This window comes from Paraburkholderia sp. D1E, from assembly GCF_052682275.1.
In genome coordinates this window covers 4580034-4596822 of record NZ_JBQYMB010000001.1, presented here as the reverse complement: position 1 = coordinate 4596822, position 16789 = coordinate 4580034, and the positions used below count along the sequence as shown (strand labels likewise).

Genomic DNA, 16789 nt, shown 5'->3' with positions numbered 1-16789 from the left:
TGGCATGACATGTTGTTGCAGTATATTCGCGGCGAAGTTCCAATGTATATGCCTTGCAAGGCAGGGTAAACGCCCCCGTGGAATCGGTCGATAGAAAGTAGTAGACTGTCGTCAGACAACGTATCACGCATTCGGAACCGGATCACCCGGCCTGCTCGAATGCATGGTGGTGCGTTCGGGCAGGCCGCGGAGTGGCCGACACTGGAGACACCCTTGACATCTGTTCTCACCACGGCCGCCGACCCGCTTGAGTCCGCGGTCTCGAAGGTCAAGCGGCACGTGCTGCCGCTTTTTCTGATCATGTTCATCGCGAACTACATCGACCGCGTGAATATCGGATTCGTCAACGCTCACATGCAGACGGACCTCGGCATTGGCGCGGCCGCATACGGGCTGGGGAGCGGTTTGTTCTTTATCGGCTACGCGCTCTTCGAAGTGCCGTCGAACGTGCTGATGCAGAAGTATGGCGCGCGCGCCTGGCTGACCCGCATCATGGGCACCTGGGGGTTGGTCGCGGCCGCTATGGCATTTGTCTGGAACGATACGTCCTTCTACGTGCTGCGCTTCCTGCTCGGTGTCGCCGAGGCCGGCTTCTTTCCGGGCGTAGTGTTTTACTTCACCCAATGGCTGCCGCAAAAGGAGCGGGGCAAGGCCGTGGCGGTTTTTCTTGGGGGTTCCGCACTCGCGTCGGTGCTGTCCGGTCCGATTACCGGCAGCCTGCTGTCCATTCGCGGCTTCGGCCTGCACGGCTGGCAATGGATGTTTCTCATTGAAGGTGCTTTCTCGATCGTGCTGTGCGGTGTCAGCTGGATGCTGCTGAAGTCGCGCATTCGCGATGCCTCGTGGCTGACGGCTGAAGAGCGGACCATTCTCGAATCGTCGATTGCGGCGGAGCAGGCCGAGCGCGAGGCGCACGGCGGTGCGCATCTGCCCGCGATGAAGCTGCTGAAGGACCCGCAGATTCTGCTGTTCTGCTTCCTGTACTTCGCGATCCAATTGACCATTTACGCGGCTACCTTCTGGTTGCCGACGATCATCCGCAAGATGGGTGGGCTCTCGGACTTCCAGGTCGGCATGTTCAATGCGATCCCGTGGCTCATCGCCATGGTCGCGATGTACTGTTTCGCGGTGTTGTCGGCGAAATGGCGCTTCCAGCAGGCGTGGCTGGCCGTGGCGCTCGTTATCGCGGCGTGCGGATTGTTCGCCTCGACTTCGGGTAACCCGGTACTGTCATTCGTGGCAATCTGCTTCTCGGCGATCGGCTTCAAGGCCGCGTCTTCGCTCTTCTGGCCGATTCCGCAGGGTTATCTGGATGCACGCGTTGCCGCTGCGGTTATTGCGTTGATCAATTCGGTGGGCAACCTCGGCGGATTCTTCGCGCCGGCCGCGTTCGGCTATCTGCAGCAGCACACCGGCTCGATTACCGGTGGCCTGTACGCCCTGGGCGTGGCGTCGCTGATCGCGGCGGCGGCCAGCTTCCTGACCCGCAATCGCCGTGTGAACTCCGACACGTTGCCGGAAGCGCTGCATAGCAAAGCCCACTGACCGGCGAAAATTGTCGACTGTGAATAACGCATTTCTCACTTTCTGTCCGGCATGGGTTTCAAGCGCGCTTGTGCAGCACGCGGACGCCCACGTGCTGGCTCACTAATTCAACCGGGCCCATTCTCATGTCCACGAACTCATCTCAATCGAACGCTACGCCGATCGTGACCGAACTGCGCGTCGTGCCCGTCGCCGGTCGTGACAGCATGCTGATGAATCTGAGCGGCGCGCATGGCCCGTTCTTCACGCGCAACATCGTCATTCTGCGCGACAGTGCCGGCCATACCGGTGTCGGCGAAGTGCCGGGCGGCGAGAGCATCCGCAAGACGATCGACGACGCGCGCCCGTTGGTTGTCGGTCAGTCGATCGGTAATCTTCAAGCTATCCTGAACAAAGCGCGTACGCAGTTCGCCGACCGCGACGTCGGCGGGCGCGGTCTTCAGACTTTCGATCTGCGCACCACCATTCACGCGGTGACCGCGCTCGAAGCCGCACTGCTCGATCTGCTTGGTCAGCATCTGGGCGTGCCCGTCGCGGCACTCCTCGGCGAAGGCCAGCAACGCGACGAAGTGGAAATGCTCGGTTACCTGTTCTACATCGGCGAGCGCAAGAAAACCGATCTGCCATATGCCAGTGGGGCGGACGGACACGACGCCTGGGAGCGCGTCCGTACTGAAGAAGCGATGACGCCCGAGGCCGTGGTGCGACTTGCCGAGGCGGCGCAAGCGCGTTACGGCTTCAACGATTTCAAGCTCAAGGGCGGCGTGTTGCCCGGTGACGCCGAAATCGAAGCAGTCACGGCGCTCGCTGAACGTTTCCCCAACGCCCGCGTCACGCTCGACCCGAACGGCGCATGGTCGCTCGCGGAAGCGGTGCGCCTGTGCCGCGACCAGCACGACGTGCTGGCTTATGCGGAAGATCCGTGCGGCGCGGAAAACGGCTATTCGGGCCGCGAGGTGATGGCCGAATTCCGCCGCGCGACCGGCTTGCCGACGGCGACCAACATGATTGCTACCGACTGGCGCCAGATGGGTCACGCGATCCAGTTGCAGTCCGTGGATATTCCGCTTGCCGATCCGCACTTCTGGACCATGCAGGGCTCGGTGCGCGTGGCGCAGATGTGCAACGAATGGGGTCTCACCTGGGGCTCGCACTCGAACAATCACTTCGACATCTCGCTCGCGATGTTCACGCATGTCGCGGCGGCGGCACCCGGCAAGATCACGGCGATCGACACGCACTGGATCTGGCAGGACGGCCAGCGCCTCACGCGTGAGCCGTTGCAGATCGTCGGCGGCAAGGTCAAAGTGCCTCAGGCCGCAGGCCTAGGTGTCGAGTTGGATATGGACGAGATCGAGAAGGCGCACGCGCTGTATCAGCAACATGGCCTCGGCGCGCGCGACGACGGCGTTGCCATGCAGTACCTGATTCCGAACTGGAAGTTCGATAACAAGCGCCCGTGTCTGGTGCGCTGAGTCTCCTATGATCTGAGCGGTGGTCCATGCGGCCGTTCGCTCTCACCCGCAATTCACGCTATCAAGCTATTACGCTATGACCTCACCGCAAGAACTCAAAGCGATCGTTTCTGAAGGCCTGCTGTCCTTCCCGGTAACTGATTTCGACGAACAGGGCGATTTCCGCGCCGATACTTATGCTGAGCGCCTGGACTGGCTCGCGCCGTATGGTGCGACCGCACTGTTTGCCGCCGGTGGCACGGGCGAGTTCTTCTCGCTGACCAGAAGCGATTACACCAACGTGATTCGCACGGCGACCGAGACCTGCCGCGGCAAGGTACCGATTCTGGCCGGTGCGGGTGGCCCGACGCGTGTGGCGATCGACTATGCGCAGGAAGCTGAGCGTCTTGGCGCAAGTGGCGTGCTGCTGATGCCGCACTATCTGACCGAGGCATCGCAGGAAGGGATTGCCGCGCACGTCGAGCAAGTATGCAAGGCGGTGAAGAACATCGGTGTGATCGTCTATAACCGCGCAAATTCGAAGCTGAATGCGGACATGCTCGAACGTCTCGCGGACAGTTGCCCGAATCTGATCGGTTTCAAGGACGGTGTGGGTGAAATCGAGGCGATGGTGACGATTCGCCGGCGCCTCGGCGACCGCTTCTCGTATCTGGGTGGGCTGCCGACCGCGGAAGTCTATGCCGCGGCTTATAAGGCGCTCGGCGTGCCGGTGTATTCGTCGGCGGTGTTCAACTTCATTCCGAAGACCGCGATGGATTTCTATCGCGCGATTGCCGCGGACGATCACGCGACCGTCGGCAAGCTGCTCGACGAATTCTTCCTGCCGTATCTGGCGATCCGCAACCGCCGCCAGGGTTACGCCGTCAGCATCGTGAAGGCGGGTGCGAAGCTGGTCGGACGTAGCGCAGGTCCGGTGCGCGCACCGCTGACCGATCTGACTGAAGAAGAGTTGGCGCAACTCGACGTGCTGATCAGGAAGCTCGGCGCGCAGTAAGCAGTCAACTCCGCCGGAACACAACGTGCGAGATGCGCTGCACGAGCAACGCGGCCACAAGCGCTGCCACCGCCGTCAGCCACACACCGATATGAATCGACTGCACCAGGGCATCGCGCGCCGTGTCGATCAGCGCCAGTGTATTGAGCCCTGACGGCTTCATATCCGTAATCAGTTTTACGCGTGACGCTTCGTCGATCAGGATGCGCAGATCGACGAAGCGCGGCTGCCATTGCGATACGGCCGGCTCGCCGAGCACGCTCATCGTGCGGGTGACCGCGTCGCGATAGTGGTGCGACACCACGGTCGCGACGATGCTGGTGCCTAGCATCCCGCCCACCATCCGCGTGGACTGCAGCAGCGCCGTTGTGATGCCGAAGCGTTCGCGCCCGGCAATCTCCTGGCCGAACACATTCAGATTGTTCAGGATGAAACCCAGGCCGATGCCGACGGCCACCATTGGCAATTCGATCCATACGTGCGGTGTCTCCGGATTGGCAAACGCCAACGCGATCGATGCGAACAGCAGCAGCGCGAAACCGATCGACAGAATCTGCGTGGGCTTCTTCATGTGAATGACGATGCGCGTATTGAGCAGGCTGCCGAGTGCGATGCAGGCGGCGATCGGCGTAGCGAGCAGACCGGCTTGTTGCGGCGACAGCCCGAAGCCGCCTTGCAACAGCAGCGGCGCGAAGAAGATCAGCGAGAACATCACGAAGCCGGACAGGAAGCCCAGTATGAATAGCGTGACGAGTTGCCCGTCCTTGAACAGGTCGAGCGGAATGATCGGATGCGTGGCGCGTTTCTCGCACACCAGCAATGCGATGGCGCCCGCAACCACGAAAGCCGCCAATGCCAGGTTGCCGGCCGTGAGACCGTGTTTCGGCACGGCTTCAATGAGAGCCTGAAGGCCGCCCAGCACGACGGCGACCAGCGCTGCGCCGAGCCAGTCGATCTTGACTTCGCCTTCATGCGGACGCTGCAGATTGGGCAGATGCGCCCAGATGAAATAGAGCGCCGCCGCGCCGACCGGCAGATTGATCAGGAAGGTGGAACGCCAGCCCCAATGCTCGCTCATCCAGCCGCCCAGCGACGGGCCCGCTGCAGTGCCGATCCCGTAGGCGGCCGCCATCACCACTTGCCAGCGCACCCGTGCGCGCGGATCGGGGAAGAGGTCGGGTATCGACGCGAACGCCGTACCCACCATCATCCCACCGCCGACCCCTTGCAAACCACGCGCGATCACGAGAAACAGCATGTCGTTCGCGACGCCGCAGAGCACCGATGCGATCGTGAACGTGATGACCGCGGCGATCACGAAACGCTTGCGGCCGAAATAGTCGCCGAGACGGCCGAACACGGGGACCGTCACTACCGACGCCAACAAGTACGCGCTGGCAATCCATGCGTAGTACTCGAAGCCATGTAGTTCGGCGACGATCGAAGGCAGCGCGGTGCTGACGACGGTCTGGTCGAGTGCGACCAGCATGTTGACGAGGCCGATGCCCAGCATGGCTAGCAGGGCGTTTCGGAAAGGCAGGGCAGCAGTCGCAGTCGGATTCACGGGTCTGGGAGAGAAGGGCTTTTCAGGATAGGCGCTGCGCGGCAGGGCGCGGGCCAGGGTCGTGACGACAACGATGTCCTATAGTTGTCTGACCTCTCGCCATTATACGGGTTTTCCCTTACGCGAAACTATTCCCGTTGCTCGTTTTATCCGTATCGTTATGGCGCCCCGATTCTGGCCAAGGTAATGGCGCGTTCGGGACATGCAGTCACGCACAAGCCGCATGCCCGGCACGCATCGGCGTTTGGCGTGTACGCGACTTTCATTCCATGGACGCGCAGCTTGAATCTGTGCAGCGCTCCCAATTGCTGGTAGTCGTCCGTGTCGATCCGGCGGATGTCGAAAACGTGCTCGGGACAGACTACTGCGCAATCGCCCTTGCCTTCGCACCGTTTCAAATTGACGATGGGAACAATCACGCCGGCCTCCTGCTTGCAAGCGGATGTCGAAGTGTCGCTCATGCTTGATCCCCTGGGCGCTTGCCGTCAATGGACGATAGGTTCTTCTGAAAATTGTCGCGTTCCTCGGGTGTCATCCGTTCCCACCGGCGCCAATGCCGGCGTCCGTGGCAACCGCCATGTCCTCGAAATCCGCCAAACAGAATCCGGCTCAGAATCAGCAGGCCCATCGCGTGCAGATAGTCGATCGAACGGCCACCGATGAATAGCGCCGGGATAACCCAATTCCATAGCGTCATCACCATCCATCCCAGCACGGCAATGCCCACCAGAACCAGCAGTGCTTTGCCGACGCATCTCAGTTTGAAACTCATCTATCTGCTCCTTTTGATATCCAGTTCGTCATACACGGCTTGCGAGCGAACGCGGTCGATGATGCGGTTTCGCGCCACGCGGCGGTGCCATACGCCTGTAGACGATTCACGATCGAAAATATTGTTGGCGACGAGAAAAATGGCGTGACTACGCCGGTGGCGAGCTAATATCGCGACTCGCACCTTCCTTGAAGGAGACAGTGATGAGCAAGATGATTTTCGTGAACTTCCCGGTGCATGATCTGGCCGCGTCGAAGCGTTTCTATGAGGCGGTCGGCTTCACCAACAACCCGCAATTTACCGATGACACGGCCGCCTGCATGGTGTTGAGCGACACCATCCACGCGATGCTGCTGACGCACGATAAGTATCGGCAGTTCACGACCAAGGCGATCCCCGATGCACGAACGACAAGTGAGGTATTAATCTGCATCACTGTCGACAGCCGCGCTGAAGTCGATGAGATGGTCGGCAAGGCGAAGGCCATTGGCACGGTGATCGATCCGACCCCGACGCAGGATTTCGGCTTCATGTACGGTCGCAGTTTTGAGGATCCGGACGGCCATATCTGGGAAGTGATGTGGATGGATGCCAACGCCGCCGCCCATTGATGCAGCGTGTGTCAGAGTAACGACTCTTACTCGTGGAGCGACCCCGCATGACCCGATTACCGATTGCCGACCGATGGTACGAACTCAAACGCATCAGCGACGACATCACGCTGCTTTGGGAGCCTCATGTCGTTCCGCTCATGCGTTGCAATATCTGGCATGTGCGTGGGCGCGACCGGGATCTGATGATCGACACAGGGATGGGTATCGTCAGTCTGCAGGATGCCGCGAAGCACTTGCTGCAGAAGGACGTCACCGCCGTTGCGACGCATACGCACTCGGACCATATCGGCGGACATCACGAGTTCGAACACACGCTGGTTCACGAACTGGAGGCCGAGAACCTGCGCGCGCCGCGCGAGCGCGGCACCCTTCTGGCGTCGGTATTAGGCGACGAAGCCATTCGCCGGTATCGCGAAGCAGGCTATCCGTTCGACGGCGATCTGATCACGGCCCTGCCCAGCGCTGATTATTCGATGACCGACTATCGCGTGCGGGCTGCAACGGTCACGGAGATCGTCAAGGAAGGGAACATCGTCGATCTCGGCAACCGGCATTTTGAAGTCCTGCATCTGCCAGGCCACTCACCGGGCAGCATTGGTCTATGGGAGGCGGCGTCCGGCACGCTGTTCTCGGGCGATGCGATCTACGATGGCCCGCTGCTGGATGAGATCGGTGGCGCGGATATTCCGACCTATGTGCGCACCATGAAGCGCCTGCGCGAATTGCCCGTGCAAGTGGTTCACGCTGGGCACGACGGGAGCTTCGGGCGAGAACGACTGGTCGAGTTGGTCGACGCCTATCTGGCTAAACGTAGCTGATCACTGGCCGGCCCGATGGCCTGGCGCGTTGCCTGCTGCATCCCGCGCGCCAGGGAACAGGTTGGCTTTTGCCGGCTCGGCCCTGAGTCTGGGCGCGCCCGTTTCTAACCCCAATAGCCCGTTTTTACGCCTCTTTTTTACGCCTCTTTCAGCCAGGGCATTTCCACCGGCGATACCACCAGATGCCGGTTTTCCCGTTTCAGTTCGAAAATGAATCCGACCAGGATCATGGAGTCGGCATACGGGATCGGGAATACATGAGGATTTTCCGCGCTGAGCAGCGGGTGCGCCGGCGTGTTCGCTGTCGTCGCGGCGTTGTCGCGGACGCTTTCCAGCTCGTCGACCATTGCCTGCCCACTGACTTTCAGGACGCGGCTGCGCAGGTCGCTGAAGGGTTCGATGCGCGCCCCATCTTCGTTGTATTCGGGCACTTCATAGATGAACCAGGACATGTGCGTCTCCAGGGAAAAGGGCGACTATTCTAGCAGTGGGCATCGTGCATGCCCGTTTCCTTAGCCCGGAAATTGCGTTGCATGCTGTCCCCATAACAAAAAATGGCTGAGACAAAAGTCTCATTCTGTCTGATGCTGCACTGCAGGGTGCCCTTCCGGAACCTGCATGCTAAAAGTCATCCTGAGCGCGCTACTCTGCGACGCGCGCCGAGCCGACCGGAGACATTCATGCCCTATGTTCCGCAAGTGAGACACATCGACCGGATCCGCAAGTTGATCGAAGGTCGAATGCCTGATCGCGGCGGCGATGCCAAGCGGCTGGCTTCGTCGTACTGGCGCTCGCTTGAGCAATATCATCTCGATCCTGGTCTGACAAAGGGTCCGCGCATTCTGACCGTACCGGAATTACGCGATGTGCAACACCGGGAAGAATCGGTTTTACGGGCATCAGGAGAGTGTCTTTCGCGTCTGCATGAGACGGTTCGCGAAGCGGACTACTGCGTGATGCTGACGGATGCGCAGGGCGTGACGATCGATTATCGCGTTGACCGGGAGCGGCGCCACGACTTCAAGCGAGCGGGACTTTATTTGGGCTCCTGCTGGTCGGAACGGGAAGAGGGTACCTGCGGAGTCGCGGCCGTACTGCTCGATTCCCAACCGATTACGGTTCATAAGACCGACCATTTTCGCGCCGCTTTCACGACGTTGACCTGTAGCGCCTCGCCTATCTTCGGACTGGAAGGCGAACTGATCGGCGTGCTGGATGCCTCTGCGATTCGCTCGCCTGACGAACGCGAAAGCCAGCGTCTGATTAACCACATCGTGCGTCATAGCGCGGTGTTGATCGAAGACAGTTTCTTTCTCAATGCGACCACGCATTGCTGGGTTTTGCTGGCACACCGCAATCGCCATTATGTGGAAGCGCAGCCGGAGATTCTGATTGCCTTCGATGCGCGCGGAAATGCGGTCGCGGCGAATCGCCGGGCGAAAGAGTGCGTGCCGGGCCTCGACCAGTTGCCGCGCCCCGTCTCCGAACTATTCGATGTCCGCGCCGAACGTCTTCTGGATGTCAGACCGGGTCGCGACATGGTCTCGATGAAATTTGCGGGCAATGGCTCGCCGCTTTATGCACGTGTTCGTCCACCCGTGATTCGCGCACAGCGGCAAGCTGCGCCGAAGCCCCGGGATCCCGCCCGCGAGGCGCAACCCACACTCACCGATATTGACGCCCTTGAGCGCAATCGCATCGTCGCAGCCCTGACGGATGCGAAATGGCGCCCGGACGAGACAGCCCAAACCTTGGGCATCTCGCGCGCGACGCTTTATCGACGGATCGCGAAGTTCGGCATTGTCCCGCCTCACCGACGATAGCGGTCCACGGTTATCTAGCGGGCAGAGAACCCGCGCATGACTTCGACGTTTCACTAATCCGTATCAAATGGAGGAGCAACCATGCCTGAAGAAAATGCAAGCCAGACCATTACACATGTTCTGGAGTCCATGGAGTCGGCGCTTAAACGCGGTGATACCGCTGCGGCCGTCGCGTTGTTTCAACCCGAGTGCTATTGGCGCGATCTGGTTGCTGTCACCTGGAATATCAAAACCATGGAGGGCCGGGACCAGATCGGCGCCATGCTCGACGCACAACTCGACGCCATTAAACCCACCCGGTTGAGGGTTGCTGAAAATGAAGTGCCGACCGAAGCCGGTGGCGTAGCCCAGGCGTGGATCACGTTCGAAACGGAGGTCGCCCGCGGCAGCGGCTTTATCCGCGTGAAAGATGGCCTGATCTGGACCTTGCTGACTACCATGGGTGAACTGAAAGGCCACGAAGAACCCAAAGGCAACCGTCGTCCGATGGGCGCGGAGCATGGCGCACGCATGGATCGAACGAGCTGGAAGGAACGTCGCGAAGCCGAAGCGCAGGCGCTGGGTCGCGCGGAACAGCCGTACTGTTTGATCGTGGGCGGAGGGCAGGGTGGCATAGGACTGGGCGCGCGTCTGCGCCAGTTGGGTGTGCCGACGATCATCGTCGATAAAAATCCACGCCCTGGCGATCAGTGGCGCAACCGGTACAAGTCACTGTGTCTGCATGATCCGGTCTGGTACGACCATATGCCTTATTTGCCGTTCCCGGATAACTGGCCGGTTTTCACACCCAAAGACAAGATCGGCGACTGGCTTGAGATGTACACCAAGGTCATGGAGTTGAACTATTGGGGATCGACTATTTGCAAGTCCGCGCGATACGACGAAGCGGCGGCTGAATGGGTGGTCGAGGTTGAGCACGACGGTGAGACGCTGACGCTGCGGCCAAAGCAGCTTGTGCTTGCTACGGGCATGTCGGGTAAGCCCAATACCCCTTCATTCAAAGGCATGGATGTATTCAAGGGCGAGCAGCATCATTCGTCGAAACATCCGGGGCCCGACGCATACAAAGGCAAGAAAGTGGTGGTGATCGGCGCGAACAATTCTTCGCATGATATCTGCGCGGCGCTGTGGGAGGCGGGCGTCGACGTCACGATGGTTCAGCGTTCGTCCACGCATATCGTGAAGTCTGATTCGCTGATGGAGCTTGCTCTCGGTGATCTTTATTCCGAGCGAGCGGTGGCGTCAGGCATGACGACCTCGAAAGCCGACCTGACTTTTGCGTCGATCCCGTACAAGATCCTGCACACGTTTCAAAAGCCCGTATTCGATGCGATCAGGGAGCGCGACGCGGTGTTCTACGATCGTCTGGAAAAGCGCGGTTTCATGCTCGACTTCGGGGACGACGACTCGGGGCTCTTTATGAAATATCTTCGGCGCGGGTCGGGTTATTACATTGATGTTGGAGCAGCCGACCTTGTAGCAAACGGCAAGATCAAGCTGAAAAGCGGCGTGGATGTGGTCGAACTCAAGGAGCACTCTGTCCTGCTAAGCGACGGCACCGAGCTCGAGGCGGACCTCGTCGTCTATGCAACGGGCTATGGGTCGATGAACGGCTGGGCCGCCGATCTCATCTCCCGGGAAGTAGCGGACAAAGTGGGCAAGGTGTGGGGGCTGGGTTCGAATACGACAAAAGACCCGGGGCCGTGGGAAGGCGAGCAACGCAACATGTGGAAGCCCACGCAGCAGTCCGCCTTGTGGTTCCATGGTGGCAACCTGCATCAGTCGCGCCACTATTCGCAATATTTATCGCTGCAATTGAAGGCACGCATGGAAGGCATTGCGACGCCGGTTTATGGCCTCCAGGAAGTGCATCACCTTTCCTGACGCCAGCGTGTGGTCGATGCGCGTCTTTTCGATCCCAGCCTGACGAATGCCGGGTATGGGGTTGCGGCGCGCATCGACGAACTCTTTGCGGGCAGTGTCACGCAATCATTCGTTGCCGGGCCCTCCAGCAAGTTGGACCTGAAATGTCTTTTCATCCAGCCCCCTCTCCCATTTCTTGGCCACGATAGTCGTTCAACTCGTTGGTCATGCGCTTGCTGGCCGCTGGCGATGTCACCCGGCTATGCGCCGGCCTTCGCCGGTTTTGACCGATCTGAGCGTCACCGTACAGACTTGCCGGGTCAGTCGTACGATTCTGAAGTCTCAACGATCTGCTGCCGCATGTCCTCGAGCTTTTCGCGCATTCCAGCAGAACGATCGCGCCACTACGATGAAACTGTCCGTTCTCCGTATGCTGACTTCCCTTGCATTGCTGGGCGTGGGATTTCCTTCGGTCGTGTGCAATGCTTATGCGCTCGACACACAACTGGACTGCCAGTCGAGCCCGCATGATTTCATTGCTCCGCTTCTGAATGAGCAGTCGATCGACCCAAAGCCAATGCGCATTGAGGCGAACTCGGTCAACGCATTTCGACCCACGCGCGGAAGTAACCTGACGGCATTCGGCTTTCATGTCTATGCCGTCTTCGGGTATGAGCCGGACGATCCCATGTTCAAACAAGGCAGCGGCCAGCCGGTCAATCCCTCAAGGTACGGCGTGGTGGTGACCGGCTCTGTTGAGTCGGTTGAAGCGAGCGTGCGAAGGGCGGGCAGCACTGCGGTTGTTCACGAAGTGATTCCGCTTCTTCTTACTGCTGTTTTCTGCAACGGGCATTGATGCCACAATATGTAGGAATCCTGCCATCACGATCGACGCTGCCGGTCTCCTGACGATCATTCCAGGCGTGAGTGAACTTATACACACATGACGGGCGGGACCTTTCGGCCTCCGCCCGTCGTTCGCACGCCAGTCTTTCGACAGCGCATTTGCCTCTCCTGATCAATCAACCCTTCGCCCACGCGGCGGCCGTTGCAATCGCAAAGTCCCGATAGGACCTTGGCTGCCGCCCGAGCAGCGCAGCCAGGCGATCCACTTCGGCTTTTGACGCGACCGCGCCGTCCTGTTGATACCGGCGCATCATCAGACGCATGTCGTAGGCGAGCCAGCCCGGCGCGACCGCCTTGAGACGCTGCTCGAGGGTGTCGAGATCGTCGCCGCCGTAGCGGACCGGACGGCCCAGCGCCTCGGCCCAGATCGCCGCGATGGTGTCCGACGTTAGCGCGTCGGGACCGACGAGTTCGTACGTTTCACGCGGCAGTGCGTTGGCGGCGCGCTCGCGGCGCAGGAGTTCACGTGCCGCGGCTTCGCCGATATCGCGGACGTCGACCATCGAAATACCTTTGCCGCCAATCGGCATGCCGTAGACACCGTGCGTCAGCAGCGGGTCTTTCTGCCTGACGTCGTTCTGGATGAAATAGGCGGGGCGTAGCACCGTCGCCGGCAGGCCGTCGTGCTCGATCATGCGCTCGACCGTGTGCTTGCCGGTGAAGTGAGGCACGTCGACGTACTCCGCGCCCTTGAAAACCGACAGATAAACAATGCCTTTCACGCCGGCCTCCCGCGCCACGCTCAGGGTCTGCAGGGCCTGGGTCAGTTCGTCCGCGGCGTTGGGGGCCAGCAGGAACAAGGTGCTGACGCCGTTCATTGCGCGCCGCACTGCGTCGATGTCGGACAGGTCTCCCTTGACCGCGGTGACGCCGTCGGGGAATTGCGCTTTCTCCGGTGAGCGGGTCAGTGCCCGTACTTCGGCGCCGCTGCCGTTCAGATGGTCGAGAACCTGCTTGCCGATCACGCCTGTGCTGCCAGTTACGAGGATTGCCATGATTTTCTCCTGGGGGGTGAATGGACTGGGTTAGTCCGTGAGACGAACAATAGTCGTTTCATTGAGTGGCCGAAAGTGCCAGAATCAAGACATCTCGTCTCGTAAATGGAACGATCATGGATTTAACGTCGCTGGCAGATTTCAATGCTGTCGCGTTGCACGGCGGCTTCGGGCCGGCCAGTCGCGCGCTCGACCGTCCCAAGGCCACGCTCTCGCGGCGTGTGGCCGAGCTGGAGGAGGACCTCGGTGTGCGGCTGATCGAGCGGGGCGCGCGCCGGCTGCGTCTGACCGAGGAAGGTCTGGCACTCCACGAGCGCACGCGGGGGCTCATGACGGAGATTCAGGAGGCGGGTGAAGCGGTCGCGTCGCGTGCACCCGTTCCGCGCGGGCGGTTGCGTATCAGCGCGCCGGTCGTTTTCGCACATGTCGTGCTGTGCCAGATCGCCGCGCGTTTTGCGCTCGCCTATCCGCAGGTCGAGCTCGAAATCATTGCAGAAGACCGTGTCTCGGATCCGGTAGAGGACGGGTACGACCTCGTGATCCGCATCGATCCATCGCATGACGAGCAGCTCGTAGGGCGGCGCATTCTCGGTGACGAGCGCCTCGTGGTCGCTTCGCCGGCCATGTCGATACCGTCGGTGGCTGCAAGCGAAGCAGACGAGCTGCAGGTGCCGGCGGTCATGTCGATCGCGGCCCCGTCCGGCGTGCTCTGGAACATGCGGACGGAAGGCGGTGGTGTGAGGATCATCAAGCCGATACCGGTGCTGCGGATGTCATCGCTATTGATGGTGCGCGAGGCGGTGTTGCAGGGCGTGGGCGCGGCACTCCTGCCTCGCTTGCTGGTCGAGCAGGATGTGCGGGCGGGACGGCTTGTTTGCTGGGGTGTGGAGGCGGGTTCGCCCGTGGAAATCTGGGCGCTTTATAGTTCGCGCCGATTGCTGAGCGCCAAGGTCCGGGCGTTTATGGACATGCTGAAACCGGACTCAGCCAGGCTCTGACGGACCGCTTCCTGAATAGGGCAAGCGCGCGGAAGTTCACGAAGTATGCCGGCGCCACGTACCAGGCCGCAGACATCGGATTGCCAGGCCATTTTCGATAGATATGCGCAGCGGGTGACAAGCATCGTTCTGAAAAATGTCTGGCGCAATCACATGTTTTTCATTCGCCATGGCGAAAATGCATCAGCGTTTGATTCACTGACATCGGGAGCGCGAGACTCTATCTCGAATCGCTTCAGATCAAATCAATACCGCGCAACGCTCTCTACAAGGATGGTCGCGGTCTTCCGCAGTAATTAATTATGTTTTTTTCAGAATTTTATTCGATACGCAATAGCAATAACCTGAGCGATACTCGCGAATTTGCGAATGGCCGGCAAACATATGCTTGCTGCATTTATCACGTTTCACTCGATGATTTACGGTGATTTATGTTATCGAGGAACAACTGTCAGGGGAGCATCACCCATGGTTAAAAAACGAATTCGTGCTGCACTGCTTGGCGTACTGATCACCGTGATTGCGTCAGTGTGTCAGGCGCAATACACCACCGACTGGCTGGCGAATACATTCGGCACCCTTGCTACGCACGTAGGCAACGGCGCGCGCTCGATGTGGGTCGCGCCCGAAGGCGTGATCTACACGGCTTCCCTATGGGATGAAAACGAAGGCGGCGTTGCGATATACCAGAACGGCAAGAGCATCGGATCCATCGGAATCAACAGCGAGTTTCAGGGTGGGGCCATCACGGGGAATGCCACGTCGATCTTCGCCGCCTTGCAGTACAGCACCGTGTACGGCAGCGGGGCGGTAGGGCGGTACAACCGCGCGACTCAGAAACGCGATCTCCTCATTCCCGTGAGTACGTGGAACGCCGTCAAGCGGGCCGATGTCATCACCGGACTCGCAACAACCGGTTCTCTCCTTTATGCGAGCGACCTTTTTGGCAATCGCGTGCGGGTCTACACCACTGACGGCGCGTGGCAGCAGGACATCGGCGTATCGAGTCCCGGTGCACTCGCTCTGGATGGGGCGGGGAATCTCTGGGTCGCGCAGCAAAGCGCGGCCACAGTCGTCGAATTCAGTGCGGCCGGCGCGCTGCTGAACACCATCCAGATGCCTGCGGCCTCGCGACCGTCCGCGCTGTACTTTGACGCATCGTCGGGACAGCTCATGGTTGGCGATCAGGGTCCCGACATGAATATCAAACTCTACAACGTCTCGGGTGCGCCGACCCTGGTCGGCACGTTCGGCATTCAGGGCGGATATCTCGACACCACCACAGGCATCAAAGGCCAGGTTGGCGACAAACGCTTCACGCGTGTTACCGGCATTGGCAAAGACGCAGCCGGCACCCTGTATGTGCTCAACAACCCATGGGGTGGAGGCTGGGACCTCGGCCGCAATGGCGGCACCGACATTCACGCGTATAACAGTGCCGGCGTCCTGCAATGGAAGCTTCAATCCCTCAACTTCGAGGCGGTCGCAGCGCCAGACCCGGTTACGGACACCACTTACTTCTATAGTGGCACCAACATTTACACCGGCACGGCGGGCGGCACGTTTGTCGCGAATACCGTCGACCCGTTCAGCTATCCGTCCGATCCACGCCTCAACATGAACGATACCCAGCGCGACGAGCATTTCGGTCAGCTCGTCAGCGTCGGCGGAAACCGGATACTCGTCGCATCTGGCCAGAATCCGGGCATCTTTTACTTCTTCCATTTCAATCCGGCGAGCGGCTACATCGCTATTCCGGATGCGTCGATTCCGGGCACCGCATTCAATACGACGCTATCGGTCACAGGCGGGTTTTGCATCGATAGCCGGGGAGACGTATGGGCCGGTCTGGACAGGACGAACCACATTTATCACTACCCGCTGACCAGTTTCGATGGTGAGGGCAAGCCGACATGGGGGCCGGGAATCGCCATCTCCATTCCGCAGAGCATCCGGCCGTTGACACGCATCATCTATCTGCCGGAGAGTGACACCATGATTCTCGCGCAAGGCATCGCCGGGAGCTGGGACTGGACGGCGATACAATCGAGGATCGAGGTGTATCACGGCTGGAGCGCGGGCAACACGACGAAGCCCAATCCGGTGATCACCCTCACCAGTGCCAATCCCAAGTCGATCACGGCAGCCGGGAATTATCTTTTCGTCGGTTACGTGCATACGGTGCCCAACATCGACGCCTTCAATCTCACGACAGGCAACCTCGATACGACGCTGATCAATTCGAGTGCGGGTACGGTGGATGTGGGTAATGACGTGGATTCGATGTATGGCCTCAGGGCATACCTTAGATCGGCCGGTGAGTATGTGATCACGAAAGACAACTACAACGGGTCCAGTATGATTGTTTATCGCTGGACGCCGTGATCGGCTGACTTGAAGGGGGCGTCGGCGCTGTGCGGTG

General features: G+C 60.0%; 15 protein-coding genes. 10 read left to right on the top strand and 5 right to left on the bottom strand.

Annotation, left to right across the window (positions count from 1 at the left end):
- The first annotated feature begins 213 nt into the window (after positions 1-213).
- The 3 genes from ACUN0E_RS20575 to kdgD all read left to right on the top strand — a co-directional run bounded on the left by ACUN0E_RS20575 (position 214) and on the right by kdgD (position 4014).
- A complete protein-coding gene (locus ACUN0E_RS20575) occupies positions 214-1545 on the top strand; it encodes an MFS transporter (protein WP_445567813.1) in 1332 nt (443 codons plus the stop codon).
- Between the two features lie 125 nt (positions 1546-1670).
- Positions 1671-3020: a glucarate dehydratase gene (gene gudD / locus ACUN0E_RS20570; RefSeq protein ID WP_408236692.1), complete on the top strand. Its 1350-nt coding sequence runs from the start codon at positions 1671-1673 to the stop codon at positions 3018-3020.
- Between the two features lie 76 nt (positions 3021-3096).
- On the top strand, positions 3097-4014 hold the full coding sequence (kdgD, locus tag ACUN0E_RS20565) for a 5-dehydro-4-deoxyglucarate dehydratase (protein WP_445567812.1): 918 nt from the start codon (positions 3097-3099) through the stop codon (positions 4012-4014).
- 4 nt (positions 4015-4018) lie between these two features.
- Here the strand turns inward: kdgD and ACUN0E_RS20560 are convergent, their stop codons facing one another.
- From ACUN0E_RS20560 to ACUN0E_RS20550, 3 genes are all read right to left on the bottom strand, one after another.
- Positions 4019-5527, bottom strand: coding sequence for an MFS transporter (locus ACUN0E_RS20560; protein WP_445567811.1), 1509 nt, complete (start codon positions 5525-5527; stop codon positions 4019-4021).
- Positions 5528-5736: 209 nt separating this feature from the next.
- Entirely contained in the window at positions 5737-6039 is a 303-nt protein-coding gene (locus tag ACUN0E_RS20555; protein ID WP_408236683.1) for a 4Fe-4S dicluster domain-containing protein, read from the bottom strand.
- The gene (locus ACUN0E_RS20550; RefSeq protein ID WP_408236680.1) at positions 6036-6350 is read right to left on the bottom strand and encodes a hypothetical protein; all 315 of its coding nucleotides are present in this window, start codon (positions 6348-6350) and stop codon (positions 6036-6038) included. Before ACUN0E_RS20550 ends, ACUN0E_RS20555 begins: the two co-directional genes overlap by 4 nt.
- 203 nt (positions 6351-6553) lie before the next feature.
- Here ACUN0E_RS20550 and ACUN0E_RS20545 point away from each other — a divergent pair, with 203 nt between their 5' ends.
- Both ACUN0E_RS20545 and ACUN0E_RS20540 read left to right on the top strand, forming a co-directional pair.
- Positions 6554-6961, top strand: coding sequence for a VOC family protein (locus tag ACUN0E_RS20545; RefSeq protein ID WP_408236767.1), 408 nt, complete (start codon positions 6554-6556; stop codon positions 6959-6961).
- A 47-nt stretch (positions 6962-7008) separates the two neighbouring features.
- On the top strand, positions 7009-7782 hold the full coding sequence (locus ACUN0E_RS20540; RefSeq protein ID WP_408338353.1) for an MBL fold metallo-hydrolase: 774 nt from the start codon (positions 7009-7011) through the stop codon (positions 7780-7782).
- A 137-nt stretch (positions 7783-7919) separates the two neighbouring features.
- Here the strand turns inward: ACUN0E_RS20540 and ACUN0E_RS20535 are convergent, their stop codons facing one another.
- The gene (locus ACUN0E_RS20535; RefSeq protein WP_408338351.1) at positions 7920-8234 is read right to left on the bottom strand and encodes a helicase; all 315 of its coding nucleotides are present in this window, start codon (positions 8232-8234) and stop codon (positions 7920-7922) included.
- A 228-nt stretch (positions 8235-8462) separates the two neighbouring features.
- On the opposite strand from ACUN0E_RS20535, the gene ACUN0E_RS20530 reads away from it, so the two are divergent.
- From ACUN0E_RS20530 to ACUN0E_RS20520, 3 genes are all read left to right on the top strand, one after another.
- Positions 8463-9605: a GAF domain-containing protein gene (locus ACUN0E_RS20530; protein WP_445567810.1), complete on the top strand. Its 1143-nt coding sequence runs from the start codon at positions 8463-8465 to the stop codon at positions 9603-9605.
- 81 nt (positions 9606-9686) lie between these two features.
- Positions 9687-11489 carry an NAD(P)-binding domain-containing protein gene (locus ACUN0E_RS20525; RefSeq protein WP_445567809.1) on the top strand — a complete coding sequence of 601 codons (1803 nt, stop codon included), beginning with the start codon at positions 9687-9689 and terminating at the stop codon, positions 11487-11489.
- A 388-nt stretch (positions 11490-11877) separates the two neighbouring features.
- Positions 11878-12324 (top strand): hypothetical protein, encoded by a 447-nt coding sequence (locus tag ACUN0E_RS20520; protein ID WP_445567808.1) that lies wholly within the window; start codon positions 11878-11880, stop codon positions 12322-12324.
- Between the two features lie 166 nt (positions 12325-12490).
- Here the strand turns inward: ACUN0E_RS20520 and ACUN0E_RS20515 are convergent, their stop codons facing one another.
- Positions 12491-13369, bottom strand: a complete 879-nt coding sequence (locus ACUN0E_RS20515; RefSeq protein WP_408236553.1) for an NmrA/HSCARG family protein — start codon at positions 13367-13369, stop codon at positions 12491-12493.
- A 116-nt stretch (positions 13370-13485) separates the two neighbouring features.
- Here ACUN0E_RS20515 and ACUN0E_RS20510 point away from each other — a divergent pair, with 116 nt between their 5' ends.
- Both ACUN0E_RS20510 and ACUN0E_RS20505 read left to right on the top strand, forming a co-directional pair.
- Positions 13486-14367: a LysR family transcriptional regulator gene (locus ACUN0E_RS20510; protein ID WP_445567807.1), complete on the top strand. Its 882-nt coding sequence runs from the start codon at positions 13486-13488 to the stop codon at positions 14365-14367.
- A 468-nt stretch (positions 14368-14835) separates the two neighbouring features.
- Entirely contained in the window at positions 14836-16752 is a 1917-nt protein-coding gene (locus ACUN0E_RS20505) for an SMP-30/gluconolactonase/LRE family protein (protein ID WP_445567806.1), read from the top strand.
- The last annotated feature ends 37 nt before the right edge of the window (positions 16753-16789 follow it).